The sequence below is a fragment of the Laceyella sediminis genome (assembly GCF_003003125.1).
Lineage (GTDB): Bacteria > Bacillota > Bacilli > Thermoactinomycetales > Thermoactinomycetaceae > Laceyella > Laceyella tengchongensis.
In genome coordinates this window covers 26,231-43,840 of the sequence record NZ_PVTZ01000004.1, presented here as the reverse complement: position 1 = coordinate 43,840, position 17,610 = coordinate 26,231, and the positions used below count along the sequence as shown (strand labels likewise).

General features: G+C 43.2%; 24 protein-coding genes. 17 read left to right on the top strand and 7 right to left on the bottom strand.

Annotation, left to right across the window (positions count from 1 at the left end; genetic code table 11):
• Nucleotides 1-34: 34 nt before the first annotated feature.
• Both CLV36_RS06355 and CLV36_RS06350 read left to right on the top strand, forming a co-directional pair.
• Nucleotides 35-718: a YneB family resolvase-like protein gene (locus CLV36_RS06355; RefSeq protein ID WP_022738202.1), complete on the top strand. Its 684-nt coding sequence runs from the start codon at nucleotides 35-37 to the stop codon at nucleotides 716-718.
• The gene (locus CLV36_RS06350; protein WP_102992485.1) at nucleotides 715-1,788 is read left to right on the top strand and encodes a M42 family metallopeptidase; all 1,074 of its coding nucleotides are present in this window, start codon (nucleotides 715-717) and stop codon (nucleotides 1,786-1,788) included. Before CLV36_RS06355 ends, CLV36_RS06350 begins: the two co-directional genes overlap by 4 nt.
• A 39-nt stretch (nucleotides 1,789-1,827) precedes the next feature.
• Here CLV36_RS06350 and yunB read toward each other — a convergent pair whose 3' ends face one another.
• Nucleotides 1,828-2,643 (bottom strand): sporulation protein YunB, encoded by an 816-nt coding sequence (gene yunB, locus CLV36_RS06345; RefSeq protein WP_106342069.1) that lies wholly within the window; start codon nucleotides 2,641-2,643, stop codon nucleotides 1,828-1,830.
• A 566-nt stretch (nucleotides 2,644-3,209) separates the two neighbouring features.
• Between yunB and CLV36_RS06335 the strand changes: the two genes are divergently transcribed.
• On the top strand, nucleotides 3,210-4,943 hold the full coding sequence (locus CLV36_RS06335; RefSeq protein ID WP_106342067.1) for an ABC transporter ATP-binding protein: 1,734 nt from the start codon (nucleotides 3,210-3,212) through the stop codon (nucleotides 4,941-4,943).
• A gap of 224 nt (nucleotides 4,944-5,167) precedes the next feature.
• On the opposite strand, the gene CLV36_RS06330 is transcribed toward CLV36_RS06335, so the two are convergent.
• Entirely contained in the window at nucleotides 5,168-5,716 is a 549-nt protein-coding gene (locus CLV36_RS06330) for a flavodoxin family protein (RefSeq protein WP_106342066.1), read from the bottom strand.
• A 270-nt stretch (nucleotides 5,717-5,986) separates the two neighbouring features.
• Here CLV36_RS06330 and CLV36_RS06325 point away from each other — a divergent pair, with 270 nt between their 5' ends.
• A complete protein-coding gene (locus CLV36_RS06325) occupies nucleotides 5,987-6,598 on the top strand; it encodes a TetR/AcrR family transcriptional regulator (RefSeq protein ID WP_106342065.1) in 612 nt (203 codons plus the stop codon).
• Nucleotides 6,599-6,728: 130 nt separating this feature from the next.
• Here CLV36_RS06325 and CLV36_RS16965 read toward each other — a convergent pair whose 3' ends face one another.
• Entirely contained in the window at nucleotides 6,729-7,085 is a 357-nt protein-coding gene (locus tag CLV36_RS16965) for a helix-turn-helix domain-containing protein (protein WP_123827443.1), read from the bottom strand.
• Nucleotides 7,086-7,458: 373 nt separating this feature from the next.
• On the opposite strand from CLV36_RS16965, the gene CLV36_RS06315 reads away from it, so the two are divergent.
• The 3 genes from CLV36_RS06315 (at nucleotide 7,459) to CLV36_RS06305 (ending at nucleotide 9,151) form a co-directional block, all read left to right on the top strand.
• Nucleotides 7,459-8,133, top strand: a complete 675-nt coding sequence (locus tag CLV36_RS06315) for a deoxynucleoside kinase (protein ID WP_022738211.1) — start codon at nucleotides 7,459-7,461, stop codon at nucleotides 8,131-8,133.
• Nucleotides 8,134-8,355: 222 nt separating this feature from the next.
• Nucleotides 8,356-8,907 carry a S1 RNA-binding domain-containing protein gene (locus CLV36_RS06310; RefSeq protein ID WP_106342063.1) on the top strand — a complete coding sequence of 184 codons (552 nt, stop codon included), beginning with the start codon at nucleotides 8,356-8,358 and terminating at the stop codon, nucleotides 8,905-8,907.
• The gene (locus CLV36_RS06305) at nucleotides 8,894-9,151 is read left to right on the top strand and encodes a hypothetical protein (RefSeq protein WP_106342062.1); all 258 of its coding nucleotides are present in this window, start codon (nucleotides 8,894-8,896) and stop codon (nucleotides 9,149-9,151) included. The genes CLV36_RS06310 and CLV36_RS06305 overlap by 14 nt, the downstream gene beginning before the upstream one ends.
• A 183-nt stretch (nucleotides 9,152-9,334) precedes the next feature.
• Here CLV36_RS06305 and CLV36_RS06300 read toward each other — a convergent pair whose 3' ends face one another.
• Nucleotides 9,335-10,150 carry a serine hydrolase gene (locus tag CLV36_RS06300; protein WP_106342061.1) on the bottom strand — a complete coding sequence of 272 codons (816 nt, stop codon included), beginning with the start codon at nucleotides 10,148-10,150 and terminating at the stop codon, nucleotides 9,335-9,337.
• 137 nt (nucleotides 10,151-10,287) lie between these two features.
• Between CLV36_RS06300 and CLV36_RS06295 the strand changes: the two genes are divergently transcribed.
• Both CLV36_RS06295 and CLV36_RS06290 read left to right on the top strand, forming a co-directional pair.
• The gene (locus CLV36_RS06295; RefSeq protein ID WP_106342060.1) at nucleotides 10,288-11,268 is read left to right on the top strand and encodes a GAF domain-containing protein; all 981 of its coding nucleotides are present in this window, start codon (nucleotides 10,288-10,290) and stop codon (nucleotides 11,266-11,268) included.
• Complete coding sequence (locus CLV36_RS06290; RefSeq protein ID WP_102992475.1) at nucleotides 11,240-11,425, top strand: hypothetical protein; 186 nt, start codon at nucleotides 11,240-11,242, stop codon at nucleotides 11,423-11,425. The genes CLV36_RS06295 and CLV36_RS06290 overlap by 29 nt, the downstream gene beginning before the upstream one ends.
• Nucleotides 11,426-11,466: 41 nt before the next feature.
• On the opposite strand, the gene CLV36_RS06285 is transcribed toward CLV36_RS06290, so the two are convergent.
• Complete coding sequence (locus tag CLV36_RS06285) at nucleotides 11,467-11,769, bottom strand: DUF3817 domain-containing protein (RefSeq protein ID WP_106342059.1); 303 nt, start codon at nucleotides 11,767-11,769, stop codon at nucleotides 11,467-11,469.
• 288 nt (nucleotides 11,770-12,057) lie between these two features.
• On the opposite strand from CLV36_RS06285, the gene CLV36_RS06280 reads away from it, so the two are divergent.
• Both CLV36_RS06280 and CLV36_RS06275 read left to right on the top strand, forming a co-directional pair.
• Complete coding sequence (locus tag CLV36_RS06280) at nucleotides 12,058-12,297, top strand: sulfurtransferase TusA family protein (RefSeq protein ID WP_106342058.1); 240 nt, start codon at nucleotides 12,058-12,060, stop codon at nucleotides 12,295-12,297.
• Between the two features lie 3 nt (nucleotides 12,298-12,300).
• Nucleotides 12,301-12,777, top strand: a complete 477-nt coding sequence (locus tag CLV36_RS06275; protein ID WP_022738221.1) for a DsrE/DsrF/DrsH-like family protein — start codon at nucleotides 12,301-12,303, stop codon at nucleotides 12,775-12,777.
• 26 nt (nucleotides 12,778-12,803) lie between these two features.
• Here the strand turns inward: CLV36_RS06275 and CLV36_RS06270 are convergent, their stop codons facing one another.
• Together CLV36_RS06270 and CLV36_RS06265 are read right to left on the bottom strand one after the other, a co-directional pair.
• The gene (locus CLV36_RS06270; protein ID WP_102992471.1) at nucleotides 12,804-13,058 is read right to left on the bottom strand and encodes a hypothetical protein; all 255 of its coding nucleotides are present in this window, start codon (nucleotides 13,056-13,058) and stop codon (nucleotides 12,804-12,806) included.
• 231 nt (nucleotides 13,059-13,289) lie between these two features.
• On the bottom strand, nucleotides 13,290-13,748 hold the full coding sequence (locus tag CLV36_RS06265) for a MarR family winged helix-turn-helix transcriptional regulator (protein WP_102992470.1): 459 nt from the start codon (nucleotides 13,746-13,748) through the stop codon (nucleotides 13,290-13,292).
• A gap of 242 nt (nucleotides 13,749-13,990) precedes the next feature.
• Between CLV36_RS06265 and CLV36_RS06260 the strand changes: the two genes are divergently transcribed.
• From CLV36_RS06260 to CLV36_RS06240, 6 genes are all read left to right on the top strand, one after another.
• Nucleotides 13,991-14,632, top strand: coding sequence for an FMN-dependent NADH-azoreductase (locus CLV36_RS06260; RefSeq protein WP_106342057.1), 642 nt, complete (start codon nucleotides 13,991-13,993; stop codon nucleotides 14,630-14,632).
• A gap of 48 nt (nucleotides 14,633-14,680) precedes the next feature.
• Nucleotides 14,681-15,265: a DUF3238 domain-containing protein gene (locus CLV36_RS06255; protein ID WP_102992468.1), complete on the top strand. Its 585-nt coding sequence runs from the start codon at nucleotides 14,681-14,683 to the stop codon at nucleotides 15,263-15,265.
• Between the two features lie 37 nt (nucleotides 15,266-15,302).
• Entirely contained in the window at nucleotides 15,303-15,500 is a 198-nt protein-coding gene (locus tag CLV36_RS06250) for a hypothetical protein (RefSeq protein WP_102992467.1), read from the top strand.
• Between the two features lie 25 nt (nucleotides 15,501-15,525).
• Nucleotides 15,526-16,110: a DUF3238 domain-containing protein gene (locus CLV36_RS06245; protein WP_102992466.1), complete on the top strand. Its 585-nt coding sequence runs from the start codon at nucleotides 15,526-15,528 to the stop codon at nucleotides 16,108-16,110.
• Nucleotides 16,111-16,455: 345 nt separating this feature from the next.
• Nucleotides 16,456-16,695, top strand: coding sequence for an LpxL/LpxP family acyltransferase (locus CLV36_RS16960; protein WP_181352848.1), 240 nt, complete (start codon nucleotides 16,456-16,458; stop codon nucleotides 16,693-16,695).
• A 385-nt stretch (nucleotides 16,696-17,080) separates the two neighbouring features.
• Complete coding sequence (locus CLV36_RS06240) at nucleotides 17,081-17,560, top strand: DedA family protein (RefSeq protein WP_181352847.1); 480 nt, start codon at nucleotides 17,081-17,083, stop codon at nucleotides 17,558-17,560.
• Nucleotides 17,561-17,610 lie beyond the last annotated feature (50 nt).

The window sequence follows — 17,610 nt, the reverse complement described above, 5'->3', positions numbered from 1 at the left end:
CAAGATTGTGAGAGGATGGTAGCGAGAAGTAAAGATGAAAGCGATCATTTATGCGCGTGTCAGTACGAAGAAGGAAGAGCAGGAAACGAGTTTGGAGCGGCAAGTCCTTGATCTGAAGCAATGGGCTGAAGAGTTGTCTGTTGAAGTCGTGCGGGTCATTTCTGAACAATACAGTGGGTTTGACCTTAACCGGCCCGGTTTGCACGAGCTGTTTGACACGTTGAAACAAGAAAAAGTCGAGGCCGTCCTTATTCAAGACGATACGCGACTAGGACGGGGAGAAGCGAAATTGGCCATTATCCATCAGCTCCATCGGTCTGGTTGCACGATTTACTCCCTGCAACAGCGCGGGGAGTTGGAATTGGATGCTGGTGAATCGACGGTATTGTCGATCATAGCCAAAGTGGAAGAATTGCAACGGAAAATGATGAATCAAAAGATCAGTTGGGGCATGCGGCGCGCAGTGAGAGAAAAGGGATTCAATCCGGCCAAGAATCTCAAGAACCAAGGATTGGGCGGACGCGAAAAGAAAGAAGTCCCGTTGGAGCAAATCGTGGCATTAAAGGAGAAAAAGCTCACCTATGAGGAGATCGCGGCCACGTTAAAAGGGTTTGGATATGATGTTTCACGGGCGACCGTACATCGGAGATATCGGGAATGGAAACAATCTCAAGAAGAAAAATTGCAAAATTCACTTGAAATGGAGGAGTCCCGATGAGCACCATCAACTGGGAACGATACGAAGTTTTGACACAAACGCCGGGTGCTCCCGGTTTTGAACAAGCTATGCGGAAAGTGATGCGTACATACATATCCGAAGTGACCGAAGAGATTGTACAGGACCGGCTAGGAGGCATCTATGGCGTAAAACGCGGTGCGGAAGAAGGACCCAAAATCCTGTTTGCTGGACACATGGATGAAGTCGCTTTCATGATTACCCGCATCACTACAGACGGCTTTTTGAAGTTCCAACCCCTAGGTGGCTGGTGGTCCCAAGTGTTGCTTGCACAACGGGTCGATGTGATCACTCGGGATGGCAAGCGGATTCCAGGGGTGATCGGTTCTGTGCCTCCACACTTGCTGAGTGACGAGCGGCGCAACAAAGTCGTGGACGTCAATCAAATGTTTATCGATATCGGCGCAACCAGTGAAGAGGACGTGAAAGAGTGGGGGATCCGCCTTGGGGATGTCGCCGTGCCCCACTGTCCGTTCGTGGAAATGGAAGGCGGCAAACGGGTGATGAGCAAGGCGTGGGATAATCGCTTTGGTTGTGGATTGGTATTGGAAGTGCTGGAAGAGTTGGCCCGGACGGATCATCCCAACACGGTGTACGCCGGGGCGACGGTTCAGGAAGAAGTCGGTTTGCGCGGGGCCGGAGTGGCCGCGGAAATGATCCAGCCTGACGTGTTTTTAGCTGTTGATTCCGGGCCGGCGGGCGACACCCCGGGCGTGAGCGACGGATTTGGCAAGATCGGGGGCGGAGTGGTCATCCGTATTTACGATCGGTCCATGATTACTTCACCGGGTATGCGAGACTTTTTGTTGGACACCGCAGAGTCTGAGCAAATCCCTTATCAATTCTTTGTGTCCCAAGGAGGCACCGATGCTGGACGGGTGCATCAATCAGGGATTGGCATTCCCTCCGCGGCGATTGGCATTTGTGCGCGCTACATTCATTCCCATGCGTCGATTGTTGACAAAGAAGATGTTGAGGCAGCTAAAGCGTTTGCCCTGGCATTGATCAAACGGCTTGATCAGACGACATTCAAAACGATTTTGGATCGGTAACAAACAAAACAAGCAGATGGGTTATGCCCATCTGCTTTTTTAATTCGGGACGAGCGGGATTGGTTTGGTCTTGGTTCCGTCCGGCATGATGCTTGGCACTTCGCCCACCACCAACTCCCGAATAATGGGATAATCGAACTTGACAGTGAAGTGTTCTTTGGCAAATGGCAATAGGGTGGAGATTTCGATTTCTGCATGAATCAAGATATTTACCAATGTCGTGTTAATCCCCGATTGCTCCACTTTGGTCGTCAGCGTGACATGGGGTGATCCTTCAATCCAGATATCCAAAGGGATATTCGGCCCGAAATCGGATAAAATGCTACTTTCGGCGATTTTCCCCAACGAGATGTGAAGCTCGCGGTCTTGGGATTCTTTCAATTCATGCAAGATGCGGCCGGTCAGAATGTGGTATATCTTGCCTTCTGTGTGGCTGTCAAAACTGATGCCGGCAATCCGACCTTGTTGGTCTTTATGCATGAAAGCGACTTGTTTTTTTTCTTTGCTCAGTGCATCCTGAACATCTGCGACGCCTTTTAAGAATGCTTCCTCAACTATCTTCTTCGCTTCCGTCTTGGCAATCGTCGATAACGTCGTATCATATTGAACTTCAATGAACCATAAAGGAAAGATGATGATGGACGCACAAATCAGAAGAAGGAAAATCAGCTTCATCTTCGGACCACGCTGAATCATGCGGTAGGGAAGGCCCGCATTCGGCGTTGGGGAAGGAGCCCGGCGAGGGGCGAACCCCGATGCCCGGCGCAAGCGGATCGGTGGTGTGAAACGCTTGATCCATTGGGCCAAAGACAACGTCCAGGGTCGTTTATAGACCAACCGACGCCGTTTTAACATGGCAGTCCCCCCTCGGCATTGAAGATGAATACTTTATATGTATTATGAACCTTCCGGAAAAAGAAGACGTGAAGCTGGCGATTTCATCCAATAACCGGCCGCTTCGTCGACATTATCGGGAACAATTGCTTCCTTGGGAAAACTGCGATCTTCTCATTTCTGAATGCTACAAGTATAATGCTTTGGTTGCAAACGCGGTTATTTTCCAAAACGTCGTAGATTTGACCGCTGTCGGCAGTTAAGACGAGAAGGTTCTTACAAAAAATATTAAGCGATTTGGCGATTACATCATTGATTTAAAGGAACCACCCCAACCTTTAGATGTGAAGTTAGAATAAGATGGATATTTCTTATTATTATTTATAGTGTAAATTGACCAAATAATGATGTTTACTCCTGCATAAACTCAATTTAAAATGAAAGTATTAACGAACAAGGAGGCAATTCACATGAAAACCATGACAAATCAAACCGTACAAACATATAAGGGTGGAACATCTTCTTATTTGTAAATGGTGTACCCCTTATATGTGTTTATTTAAATAACACAAAAAAAGGGGTAAATCATGCGTTTTCCAGTAAAAAAATTTTTCTCATATTACAAACCGTATTTAACGTTGTTTCTGTCGGTATTGGCCTGCGCCTTTATCGTATCTGCTGTGACTTTGGTGTTTCCATTACTCGTTCGGTATATTACGAAAGATGTTCTGGAAGGAGACTTATCCACTGCGCTAGGTGAAGTGTACTGGATTGGTGGGCTGATGCTTGTTTTAGTCGTGATCCAGAATATTGGGAACTACTTTGTAGACTACAAAGGTCATGAGGTCGGTGCTCGTATGGAAAGGGATATGCGTAGCGAGTTGTTCGCGTATATGCAGAAGCTTTCCTTAAGCTTTTACGATAAGGAAAAGACAGGTCAGCTCATGTCTCGAATAACGAACGACCTGCTACTGCTTTCCGAGCTCTACCATCACAGTCCAGAAGACTACGTCAAATATCTCGCCCGTTTTATTGGAGCATTTGTCATTCTGTTCTTTATTAACGCCCCCTTAACAATCGCTGTGTTCTGTTTTTTACCATTCTTAGGTGCCTTTACATTATATTTTAATAAGAAGTTGAACAAGGCATTAAGAAGAAACAAAGAGCGAATCGGGGACGTAAACGCACAGGTAGAGGATAGTCTATCAGGAATCCGCGTGGTAAAATCGTTTGCCAACGAGCACGTAGAGATTGAGAAGTTTAACCGAGAAAACAATCGTTTTCTCAATAGCCGAAAGAAAACGTACAAGGCGGAAGCGTATTTTTTCAATGGTGTTGAAGCGTTTATCCAACTGATTACGATCACGGTGATTATCTTAGGTAGTGCTAGCATTGTGAATAACACTTTAGAGTTAGCTGATTTGATTACTTTCTTACTGTATATCAACTTTATGATTGAACCAATTCAACGACTGACTCATATGAGCACGCAGTTTCAAGAAGGAATCACTGGCTTCCAGCGCTTTATGGAAATCATGAATCTGAAGCCAGCAATCGAAAACAAACCGGATGCCATAACCTTGCCAGAGGTACATGGCGAGATTGAGTTCAAGCAAGTTTCCTTCCGTTACGAAGACCATTTGGACAATGTCTTAGTAAACCTGTCGCTTCGTATACAACCGGGAGAGTACGTTGCGTTAGTTGGTCCGTCTGGTGCGGGAAAAACAACATTATGCTCGCTCATCCCTCGCTTTTATGATGTGACAGATGGGGAGGTGTTACTAGACGGGATCAACGTTCGCGATATCGATCTGCAGTCATTAAGAAATAACATCGGTATTGTACAGCAAGATGTTTACCTTTTTGCGGGAACGGTGATGGAAAATATCCGCTACGGAAATCCAGCGGCGAGCGATGAAGAAATTATCACGGCAGCCAAGCACGCCAATGCCCATGATTTTATTATGAGTTTGCCAAACGGCTACCACTCCGAGATCGGACAAAGAGGTGTCAAATTGTCTGGTGGTCAAAAGCAGCGACTAAGTATCGCTCGCGTATTCTTAAAAAATCCACCCGTTCTTATTTTAGATGAGGCAACGAGCGCGCTAGATAACGAGAGTGAAAGCATCGTCAAGAAATCACTAGAATCGTTAGCTAAAGGACGTACGACCCTCGTTATTGCCCATCGCCTTTCCACTATCCGCAATGCCCAACGAATTATTGTACTAACAAAGGATGGTATTGTGGAACAAGGTACGCACGATGAGTTACTTGCACGCGATGGAGTGTATACACACCTGTATTTCAAGCAGTTTGATTAGAGTTGGAAACCACTTAAGAAAAGGGATTTTGCGCTTTATTAACCTCATGAACGCCTTTATTTGACGACTGACTTGGAAGGATATTGCGAAAAATGCGGTTACATGTACACAACAACAGCGTCAGGAGTGGGGCAGAGAGTGATCAAAGCGTAAAAAGCTGAAAAAGCTGACCACACAACATAAGCCCACCCGGAGAATGGGTGGGCTTATGCCGCGCAATTTTATCAGACGCTCATGTTTTTGAGAGCTTGGTTGAGATGGTCTACTTCTTGCAAAGCGACTTTGTCATTTAACACTTCACCAGGCTTGGTACCCCGCCCGATGACATAGCCGGCAAATTTCATATTCATAAATTCAAATATGTACTGGAATTGCTGAACCAAGGGCAGCCCTTTGATTTTGGCCGACTCCCCGCCGGAGATAATCACATAAGCGGGCTTGTCCTTCATTGCGCCTTTAAAATCGTATGCCGGATTGCGTAGGCTTTGCGACCAGCGATCCACAAAATTTTTCATGTGGCCAGACATGCCATACCAGTATAGCGGCGTGCTAAAGACGAGGATATCGCTGTTCATGACTTGTCGGATCACATCTTCATATTCATCATCGACCGGCTCAAATCCATGTTCTGTATGGCGTTGGTCACGGATCGGGCGAATGTCTTTGTCTCGCAAGGTGATCCATTCCACATCAAGCCCATCGCACAACCGCCGCGCAAGCGTCTCTGCATTCCCATTGTCACGGGAGCTGCCTAAAATAACGGATATTTTCATCACAATCCCCCTTTTCTCAGATTCGACGAATGTTCCCGGTTAGTATATCATATATGAAGTTGGAGCAGAACTGGCCAGTGGCATCAAACCCCATATCTGATTGCTTCACTTATGACTCCCGTTATTTGTATCCGATTTCGATGTTCCACACCCCTTTAAGGTTGAAATGAAACTGTGTGTTTGGTACGCTTTCTTTACAGGATACCTATTTATCAAAATCAATATATAATAGTATTTATTCACTCAATTTGAATACAATTGGAGGCTCGCATGAAATATTCCACAGGGAAAGAAACGAAAAGAAAAATCATTGAAACCGCATTCCAGCTGATGGCCGACAAAGGATTTGATGCGCTAAGCATTGATGAGATCATGAAACATATCGGCAGAACCAAAGGTTCTTTCTATGTACATTTCAAAAGCAAGGAAGAAATGTTGTATGAATTGATGCGAACCCGTTTGGACCGCGGGTATGGGCATATGGCGGCTGAGATTAAAGAGGAATTGTCCCTCGACAATTGTGATGTGCGGGCCATCTTGGAAAAAGTGACCGCCAAAATATACGCCAGCCTTGGTGACGATCCATTGACATGGACGGCCACCTTTTATCAGTTGGTCATATATTCCCGCAAAGACGAAACGGTTCGGGAATGGCTAGAACTGAACTTCAACCAATGGTCGGAATTCCTCCATATAATCGTTGAAAGAGGCCAGGAGCTGGGGCAAATCTGTTCTGACATGGATACCCAAACCATCACCAACCTGTTGATGGGAATCGTGTTGGGGTACGAAATCCTTTACATGCTTAAACCCCAGGTTGATATGACCGAGGTTCTCAAGATTCACGACTGGTTGTTTGTCAGCAAGCCATCCGCTGAATAACGGCATTTTAGCTGTGCAAAGAAAACCTAGCAAAAATCGAGTTGCTAGGTTTTCTTTATCTCAACCGTTGTTAGACTGAGCAGTCAATAAACAGTACTTCTTTAAATAAATAAAGCAACTTTCTTCATGCTTACTCTTTTTTCTGTTGTTTCGCTAATTGATATTCTTTTTTTCGTTTTTTAGATTTTTCCTCTTCTTCTTTAAGTCGTTTTGCTATTTCTTCTCTATGTTTTTGAATTTCTTCTTCACTCTCTTCAAAAGTATACAACTCATCGGTGGAAACACCCAAAATTTTTGCCATTCTGTACAGTGTATCCATTCTGGGATAAGCAGTATTGCTTGTCCACATGGTTACTTGTTGTTTCACTACGCCCAAGGCGATGGCTAAATTCGTTTTGGTGGGCTTCACTTTGTTTCCGTTTAAATCAAGCATAAATCCTTCGTATTTCTTTTTAGCTAAGATTAAATCTAGATTACATTTTAACACGCTTTTTCACCTCTATTATATTGTGTCTTCGTTTCATATTATAAACTTACGGTCATTATTTGTAAAATATTAAATTAACATAATGTACCTAATTCTACACACAATTGCGCGCATTGCCGCTACAATAATTGATAAAAATAAAAATCATATATATATTTTACGATCAGAGATAAGATGCAATGGGAACTCTCATTTTGGATCTTCTTGATATTTCAATGCTATGGTAGTCCGACGGCGACGTAAAAATTTCCCCCTGGCGCCATTGCTTCCATTGATGGTATGATCTATAAGTTGCTTGGATTCATTCGTTATGATAATAACTGATATAAGCAAGACAACCCGATATGAGCAAGTTAGCTTAGAGGTGAACAAGATGGTGGGGAGTGACGAACTAGTGATCGTAGTCGGCGGGATGATTGGGCTGGGGAAAACCAGTGTCGCGACATTGTTGGGCGAGGCCTTGAACAGTAAAGTGTTTTATGAATCGGTTGATGACAATCCGTTGCTTCCTTTGTTGTATACCGCATCAGAGGAAGAAAGCGAGCGCATGCGCTATCCGTTTTTGTTGCAATTGCATTTTTTGGATACGCGTTTTAAGGCCATCAAGCGGGCCTTGACCGACAAGAAAAACGTTTTGGATCGTAGCATTTATGAGGATTGGTACTTTGCGAAAACCCTGAACGAGTTGGGCCGCATCAATGATTTGGAATTCCATGCGTATGAGCGTTTGCTGGACAATATGTTGGAGGAGATCGAAGGGATGCCCAAAAAGGCCCCCGACCTGATGGTCTACCTGAGCGCATCTTTTGAAACGGTACTGACTCGGATTGGCATGCGCGGACGTGAATTTGAACAGGATCCCAGCTTGGTGGATTATTACCGCACACTGTGGTCCGGTTATGATGACTGGGTTCATCACCATTACAAAGCTTCAGAGGTGTTGGTGGTGAACATGGACGAAATCGATGTGGTGAACAACGAACAGGATGCTGAATTTGTCGTTACTGAAGTGAAGAAGAGATTGAACAAAATGGGTATCATCGTTTAATTTAGTTAGTCATGCAAACGGCCAGGGCTCCTGCAATCGCTATCCCTTGCAGGAGCCCTGGCCGTTGTATTATTTGTTGATTAACCCTTTACCGCGGAAGGTTTTGGATGTAATCGCCTCGGATGGTCTAGATTTGTTTGAAAAAAACAGAATTGCCCACTGTTACGAAAGTCGTCCTTTCTTATATAATGATAAGTACCAAAAAAAACGGAGGAGAGAAGAATGGGCATCGACGAGAGGATTTCACAATATTTGAACAAAACTAGCCGTAAACATGCTGTCCCTTATGAAGAAGGTGAAATGGTACCCGTCCGCGTCACGAAGTTGGTGGATTATGGGGCATTTGTGGTGACCAAGGATCAACATCTTGTACCTGGCCTGATCCATATATCGCAAATCCCCCCCGGTTTTAATCTGGAAGTGAACGACTTGTTAGAGGCCCAAGTGAAACAGATCAAGGAAGACAACAAACTGGAATTGTCATTGATCCATTTGGCGGAAAGAGAAGAGACTCCCTTCGCCGTGCTTAAAGAGATGAAAGACAAATTGCCCGAAAAAGAGCTGCCTAAAGAGGAGATCGATGACATCATCGAATTTTTCTCCAAAGAATTCGGATTAGTGTCAGATAATTCTAAGAAGAAAATTCAGGAATTGGTTAAGCGAATGGGCGTTTTCCACTTTACCATAACCATGATGAAAGCGCTTCCAGGATTTAAACGAGACTTGGTGTATCATTTTTTGAAAGAAGTAGAGCAGGCAGGTGATTGCCTTTAACCGACGTTTCTTTCATTTTTCGCGCCATCTGCGTGAACGCTTGGAAGAGAGGTTGGGGAAAAATTTAACAGGCCAGGAGATCGAACGATTGATACACGAAAGCATTGTGTTATTGCAGACGGATCGGCACTTGTACCTTTATCACCCTGATGAGGACATTCGTTTTCCATGCGTCAAAGATGGAGAGCGTTGGGTTATCAAATCGGTCTTGGTGAAAGGCATGTGGATGGAAGCAAAAGATTAGGCCGGGAGGCATGTAATAGATGGTCTGAATCACTAGATCATCCATAATGAGCTATAAATTGATGTGAATACTTTAAATCAAACTGTAGTCAAGAGGTGATGATACCTTACTTACCATTGGTGCTGATGCTGGACTCGATGCGCCGTTTATTGCATGAGCGGCGCATCGTTTTGTGTTGGGGGGTTAATCGGATTCAAAACATGCCTCATATACCAAACGGGCCAATTGTTTCATTTGTTGTTGTGCTTGCTCGTATTCACACTCCTCACTCAGCGCAACCATCACCACCGCCCGTGACTTGGTAAATAAAATACCAGCATCATGCAGCGTTCGGGTGACCATCCCTGTCTTGTGGGCCAATTCCCATTCCGGTAACCAGCCGATGATATCCCCGTGCTGGCTTGGTAGTCCCGTCGGGAAACAGTCTCGGAGTTGCTGTTTTTTTAAGATTTCGACCATTTGTCTGCTTGCATGTTGCGATACAGCCTTACCCTGAGCGATGTGGCGGAAGCATCGGGCAACATCTGCTGCGGTAATCATGTTCAGGCCTGCTGGCTCCGCTGGTACGATCATCAACTTGTTGTAAAAGGTACTTTGTCGCATACCAAGTTCATCCATGGTTTCACGGATCGTTTCCGTCCCCAACAGATCAATAAGGATATTGGTGGCGGTGTTGTCGCTTTGGATTATCATCAGTGTGGTCAAGTCTTGTACCGAGAGGCGCAGCCCTGGTGATAGATGTTGCAGAACGCCTGTTCCTCCCACTTGGTCTTCGGCCGTCAAGATGATCTCATCGGCCAATGCCAAACGGCCTAGAAACGCCTGCTTATAAACGGCAACCATGATTGGAACTTTTATGATGCTTGCCGCGTAAAATGATTTGGTTTCATTCCATGCCCAAGTGGTAGCGCTGGTTAAATCTTCGATCCAAACTCCCCAATTTCCAACGGCTCTGCCTTTCCAATGTTCCAAATTCTGGATTAAACGATTTACAGTCATTCCATTTTCACCTCTGCCACCTATTATCCCATAAATAAAGGAAAATTTTTATTGTTGAAAAAATAAAATATTCGATATAATTGTTATAGGTCATCATTTGGATTGTAGTTTGATGCCATATGTTAAGGGGAGATAATATGGCGGAAGATTTAATCAAATTATTGGAGATATTGAATGACAGTTCGGGATGGTTTCTCAATTTCCTCGCATATATTGTTGCTGCTGGATTGGTCGTCATGATTATCATCCATCTTTATCGCTATGGCACCGGAAAAAATGATTGGATGGGACGTAACTTGGAAGAAACAGATCAAGGGAGGCAAGTGACGTTAATCCAATTGGAACGGTGCCAGGAGGAAAATGATGAGCTTGAAAAGAAAGTTATTTTGCTGGAGCAAGAACGGAAAGAATTGCTTGAACTGATCAAAGAAAAAGAACTGGAGATAACCAAAGGGAAAAAACAGGTGAACAAACTGACCCAAGAAATCAATACACTACGACAACTGTATGAAGAATTGGATAACCGGTACGACGATGAGACTTACACGATGTCACAAATCATGTACACTGCGGATGAAATCGCCACCGCAATCGTGGAAGAAGAGCATTTCCGCCAAAACCGTGACGACATTTTCATGAATCTTCTGGATTATCTTGTCAATACGTTTAAGGGCTTTCGCGAGAAAAATCCGCGTTGTATCATCCATGTCAAACATCCCGAAGAAGACTGCTTGATCCATTATGCCCATTCCAGTGGACATTCGCACCGGGTCAAATTTTACCGCCCGCCGATTATCGGAAGTTCGGCAGGGAAGGCGTATCGCACGAATGAACTGTATTATGTCCCAGATGTTGAGAATTTGGAGTATGAATACGACCGCAAAGAGTTATCTCGCAAGGTGTATCGCACCATTTTGTGCGTCCCCATCAAGGCTGGTTCGCTGGATGGAAAAACAATTGGGGTATTATCAGTCACGGGAACGCCCGTTGACGCGTATGAGAAAATAGAAATCGAAAGAGCGATTCTTTTTGCGAGCCTGATTTATCCGCTGATCCACATTGATTTGAACAAACGGAAGGAGACAGGTGATGAACCAGATTCAGAAGCTTCCGGTTGAAGAGCGCAGACGGTTAAACCGCCTTTATCGAAAAGGTTCCATCACAAGAAAACAATTTATGCAATTGATGAAAAATGGATTGTTTGATCATGAACGGCTCGAGATGAAGCGAAAATATCTGGAGTTCATCAAGCTGCATCGGGATGAATGGAATTAATCATGGCAGATAAAAAGATGGGTGATTAGCTACCCATCTTTTTATCCTTCACGAGAGTGGCTTTCCTTTAAGCGCTTGTCCAACACAAAGGTGCCAAATGGAATGACCGAAGCGATCAGCGCGCCGATGATTTGTTTCACAGACCAGCGGTTTACAATGGAAACATGGCCTACAGCAGCTATGAAGAGGACGAACAGCAATCCGTGCAATCCGCCGGTGATTGTGACGGCCATGGCATAGTCAGCCAAATATTTCATGGGCATGGCGATAAATAATAAAATGAGATATGACATTCCTTCAAGAAAGCCAATGACACGCAATCGACCCAAAGGTTGTTTGAGCATACTATCACCCCAGCATTAAGTTAACCATAAAAGGTGCCTGCCTTGAATGTGAAAATCTTAACAATCTGTGTCCCTTTTAGCAAATCTAACTGAGTGGTCAAAATTTGATTGACACACAATCTGAATTTTATTTATGATGGTAATACGTATATTATTCAAAAAAATTAAAAATTGATTCGATCCCGTTTAAACCGAACGCGGATGGGTCAATCCGTTTCTCATCTTACCAAACAAGGAGCATCTGTCTATATTTTGGTGGAGATATTTTAAAAAGAAAGGATGCGCGATATGGAAGCAAATCATGTGCTTGATTGCAAAGGCTTGCAATGTCCCGTCCCCTTGATCCAAGCCAAGCGAGCGGTCGAGCGACTGTCCGTGAATGAAATTTTGGAGTTGCACACGACTGATCCCGGCGCGTTACAAGACATTCCGGTGTGGGCCCGAGCAAATGGGCATACGATCGTTAAACAACAAACCGATGGCTCGACGTATCGCTTTTGGATCAAAAAAGGACGAAGAGAGGATTGACCCATGAACGGCAAAAAAACAACGATGGTTGTGTTTAGCGGTGATTTGGACAAGGCATTGGCTGCCTTTATCATAGCTACCGGATCAGCAGCTATGGGAAATCAAGTGTCAATGTTTTTTACGTTTTGGGGTCTTAATATCATGCGAAAAGACCAAGTGGTCAATGTGAAAAAATCCTGGATGGACAAGACATTTGGCTGGCTTTTGCCCCGCGGCCCCGAGAAGCTGGGGTTGTCCAAGCTTCACTTCGCCGGCTTGGGGCCGATCATGATGCGAAGGGTTATGCAAAAGAAAAATGTTGCTACGTTGAACGAGTTAATCCAGATGGCATTGGAATTGGATATTAAGCTGATTGCCTGCACCATGTCGATGGAAGTGCTAGGTATACAAAAGGAAGAGTTGATAGACGGCATGGAATTTGCCGGGGTGGCCACCTATATATCAGAGGCCAATGATGGGAACATCAATCTTTTTATTTGAGATGCGAGATATTTCCAGTAGGCAGATCAATTGATGCAGTCAAGGCAAAAATCCCATTCCTCAGCAGAACACCGTATATGCACTAAAGAACGGTCGGGGACGGAGATGGTGTTACTTTCCGACTGTTCCGAAATCCGCTCTAGTCGTGCGCCATTCACATGCCGGAGAATGCGGATCGTTTCGTGCGGGCGGATGAGGATATCGATTCGAAACAAAAAGGGTGAAGTGCCACAAGAGAGCGTCGCTTGTTCACCAGGTAGCAATCTGAATGAATGGTTCATCGTGCCGCCTCCTCAATCTAAAATTAAACCCCCATTTAGCTTATCCTTACGCTGAATGGGGGTTGTTTATGTTCTGCGGCAAAAATTATCCGGTTTTGATCGCCCCAGATATTCTGGTACTGGAAACAAACGAAAGAAGCCATGAAAAAAGCATTACAAGGGTTGCTCAGCTTGTCGACCTGCAATAACAGACTTTGTCGACAAGCTGAATACCAGTAACTTACTGGTATATTAACTATCTACATTGCAGTCTTGGCGTACGGTAGTAGTAATATTATGAGCCATTTTACGCATAAGGCGTAATAACAGAGTTCTTTCCTCATCTGACATGCCACGAAATAATTCCTCTTGAACTTCTGCTACAATTTTTTTTAATTGAGGCATAACAGACCAGCCTTTGGATGTTAGATAAACATGATAGTAACGTTTATCCTCCTGATTGACTCGACGTTCAACAAAACCTAACTCCTCTAGTTTATTTATTGCTTTGACTGTTGCTGATTTATTAACCAATAGCAATTCGCTGAGCTTTTGCTGGCTTTGACCATCATTTTCATATAGAGCAAACAAGTAGTTATATTGTCCTGAACCGATTCCAAATGATTCCAAACGCTGAGCCAAGTATAACTGAACATGGCGCCAAATGATCGATGTATATTTTCCTACATTATTTTCAAATAGATTATCCATATGATTTTACTCTCCTTCACTTTCCAATAATGATACTAAAGTTTAGTTCATGATGCCAAGCGACTATTTTTATAAATGAATCCCTCTAAAACAAGATTATTTACCATTAAATAGAAAAAGATAGTGGTTTACTAGTGAACTGTTGAATGATAAACTATTATAGGTGAAAGGGATGGATACCCAAATAATTTTACACCGTTTAGGAAATACAGACATGAAAACAAGTGAGGAATGATGAGCAAATGGCAAGAGTGTTATATATCACAGCAAATCCTAAAACAGAAATGGAGTCTTTTAGTTTGTCTATCGCTAAAGAATTTTTAGGCGCGTATCAACAAGTAAAACCAAATGATGAAATCATGCATCTTGATCTGTATAAAATGGATATCCCTTATATTGATGCAGATGTGTTAAATAGCTGGAGTAAACTTCGCCAAGGAATACCATTTGAGGAGTTATCTAATAATGAGCAAACAAAAGTAAGTCGCATTAATGAGTTAACCGATCAGTTTGCTAACACGGACAAGTATGTGTTTGTGACTCCTATGTGGAACCTTAGTGTTCCTCCCAAAATGAAAGCATATATTGATGTCATTTGTATTGCAGGAAAAACCTTTAAATATACAGAACAAGGGTCTGTTGGATTGTTAACAAATAAAAAAGCTGTTCATATTCAAGCACGAGGTGGGATTTACTCAGAAAGTCCTATGAAAGAACTTGAATTTGGAGATCGTTTTGTGAAAGCTATTTGCAACTTTATGGGGATTACCGATATTGAATCAATTATTGCCGAAGGAATGGCACAAATGCCACAAGAAGCAGGAAATATTAAAACCAAGGCAATTGATTATGCAAAAGAAGTTGCTATCCGATTTGCTCAATAGTTCATTGTTGTGAATTACCTAATATAGAATTAGAAACGGAGGTTTCTCGTGGCTAACATCGTTAAAATTAGAGGGAGTGTATTTGCGCCGTATGCTTGGTTGGAACCTATTAAAGATCCTGCAACAGGAAGGATATTCGAATATACTGGTGATGCACGTGAATTTACACCAAACGCTGTAAACACTATGCGGTCAAGATTAGAGCAAGAAGTGATTATTGATTTTTATAAAAAAGAAATTTTCACATATGCAAATGCTTGCATCGTAACTGTAAAAATTACAAATCCAGATGGCTCTATTGATTATAAAAAAGGAAAAGCAGGTACAGAAAACATTGTATGTACTAATGTTGTGTGGGGCTCTGATGAAGTTTCTTTTGAAATGAGGGCAAGTGCCAGTAATCCTTTAAATACAGTAGCACCTGCAGCTGACTATTTATTAACTATACGTGTTAACGAAAGTGGTGTTGCACATATTGAAGGTTCCCATGATGGATTCCCCTGCTTTGAATTTTATAAACAAATTGATTTTGGTCCATTTGAACAAATTTATACTCATGATTTCAGAGAAACTGGTGATACACCTGAAGCTCTAGCTGGAGAAATGGAATATAGTTTTAAAATGACAATCTAGAAGTTAAATTACGCCCAAGAGAGGCTCATTGAAATAGATGACCCTGATCGAAAGCTTGCATGATGTGAAGCAGAGTGACTGGGCGCTTTTAATCAAGCGAAGGAACCAGACTCAGAAAGAGCGGGAACCCCCTAGCACTTTTGAAAATAGATATAAATTAGAAGAGTACCTTGATTATGAGAAAGAAATTGCCTGTTTTGCTCAATGGGTTAATATTATGTATTACCCAAAATAAAATTTGAATTACAGAGGTGTTTTTCATGACTAATATCATTAAAATTAGAGCGAGTGTATTTATTCCAATGGCTTGGACTGAACCTAAGAAAGATATTAAAACAGGAAATGTAATCCAATTCGGAGGTGACGCACGTGAATTTACACCTTATGCTGTAAACACTATGCGTTCCAGAATTGAACAAGAAGTAGTTATAGATTTCTATAAAAAAGAAATTTTCACATATGCGAATACTGGCATAACAACAGAAAGAGTCACAGCACCAGATGGCTCCGTTTATAAAAGAACAGGAAAAGCTAGTACAAAAGGTATTTTGTGTACGAATATTGTATGGAGTTCTGATGACGTCAAGTTTCAAATGAGTGCTAGTGCTAGCAATCCATTAAATTTATATGCACCTCCCGTCGACTATCTATTAAATGTACATGCCAAAAAAGACGGTATTGTCAAGATTCAAGGTGCACATGATGGATTCCCATGTTTTGAATTTTATAAGCAAGTAAATTTTGGTCCGTTTGAACAAATTTATATTCATGATTTCAGGAAAACTGGTGACACTCCAGAAGCGCTAGCTGGAGAGATGGAATACAGTTTTGAAAAAATATTATAAGGAGTAAACCCGTTGTAGAAAAAACAGTCACTGATTGCTCTATGTTACAAGCTCCTTGGAGTTTATAACAAGATAAAAACCGGTTCTACATAGGACCGGTTTCTTAGCGTGCTGTTTATATAGTGTTTTGTGCTTCTGGTACTCTTCTATCAATCTACGCCCTCTTCCCATTCTCTCCATCTATCATGTCGCTTTTGTGCGTATCTCGTTGCGCCTAAAGATGCCTTATCATCTCCGCTCCATAAATGGAACCTCACTGAAGTGACGTGAGTAACAGCGCCTAACCTTCATCTGAAAGGACTGGGTGGGACAATAGCATGGTGTGAAAAGGCACAAGGGCAAGAAGTGTCAATCGACTGGCGATTTCGGGTAGAAGGCGAAGAGATTCTGGAGCAAGCATTGGAAAGAGGCAGAGGAGCGATTCTGCTCACTCCACACTTGGGTAATTTTTTCTATTATTACTGGTACTTGTCGATGAAGTATCCATGCTTGACAGTCGTAACTGCCCAAAGCGAAGATATTCGTCCTTTCTATCTGTTATTTCAACGGTTGGGGTGCGATGGGCTAGATTACGAAAACGCTTAAGGCGCATCTGAAGAAAAACGGCGTAGTATTCTTGCTTGGCGATTTTTACCGTCCGCAATTTCTTGAATCTATCTTTTTCGGGAGATAAACACGGACTCCCGGAGGGGCGGCGGTCTTGTCGCTGGAACAAAACATACCGGTCATTCCCTTTATGGGGTTTCGAGAACAAGGGTTTTGCCACCAGCTTACGTTTCGAGAGCCCATTCATCGTACGAAATGTTTGATCGCAAAGAGCGGGGGGGAGCGATCAATTTTTTGAACCGAGAGATGGAGGAGATGGTGAAAGACGCTCCAGGGCAGTGGTTTTATTGGTTTAATGCAGAGGAACGATGGGAAAAAGAAGAAGCCGCATCTGAAGCGAGTTGACATAAAGGGGCGATACGGTTTGACGGAAGCGTTAATTCTGGGTTGGGTGGCTTGCTACGGCTATCCGATATTGTTCATTATCTTGCTGCTCGGGATCATCGGGTTTCCAATTCCGGACGAAGTCGTGCTATTTTATGCCGGGACACTGATCGCTAAAGGTGTTTTCTCTTTGTTGCCTACCTTTCTTTTATCAGTTGTTGCCGTGTTGTTCGGTTCACTGATCAACTATTTCCTGGCAGCTTTCGGCAAGCAGAAATTGTTTGCGGCCTTTCCCAAATGGCGCTTTTTGATCGGGAAATCAGAACGTTCGCTTGAATTTGTGCGCAAATATGGATTTTGGGGGATTCCTGTGTCATACTTCATTCCCGGTGTCCGGATAGGGGTCTCGTACGGTGCGGGTGTGTTGAAATTGAACCGTTCTCAATATTTGATCGGGGCCTTGTGTGGCTCTGTCGCATGGGTCGGCGTGTACTTGTTAACTGGATATGGTATCAGCTAATGTTAGTCAGGAGCCGCAAGGCTCCTTTTTTTATGAACGGGGAGAGAGTG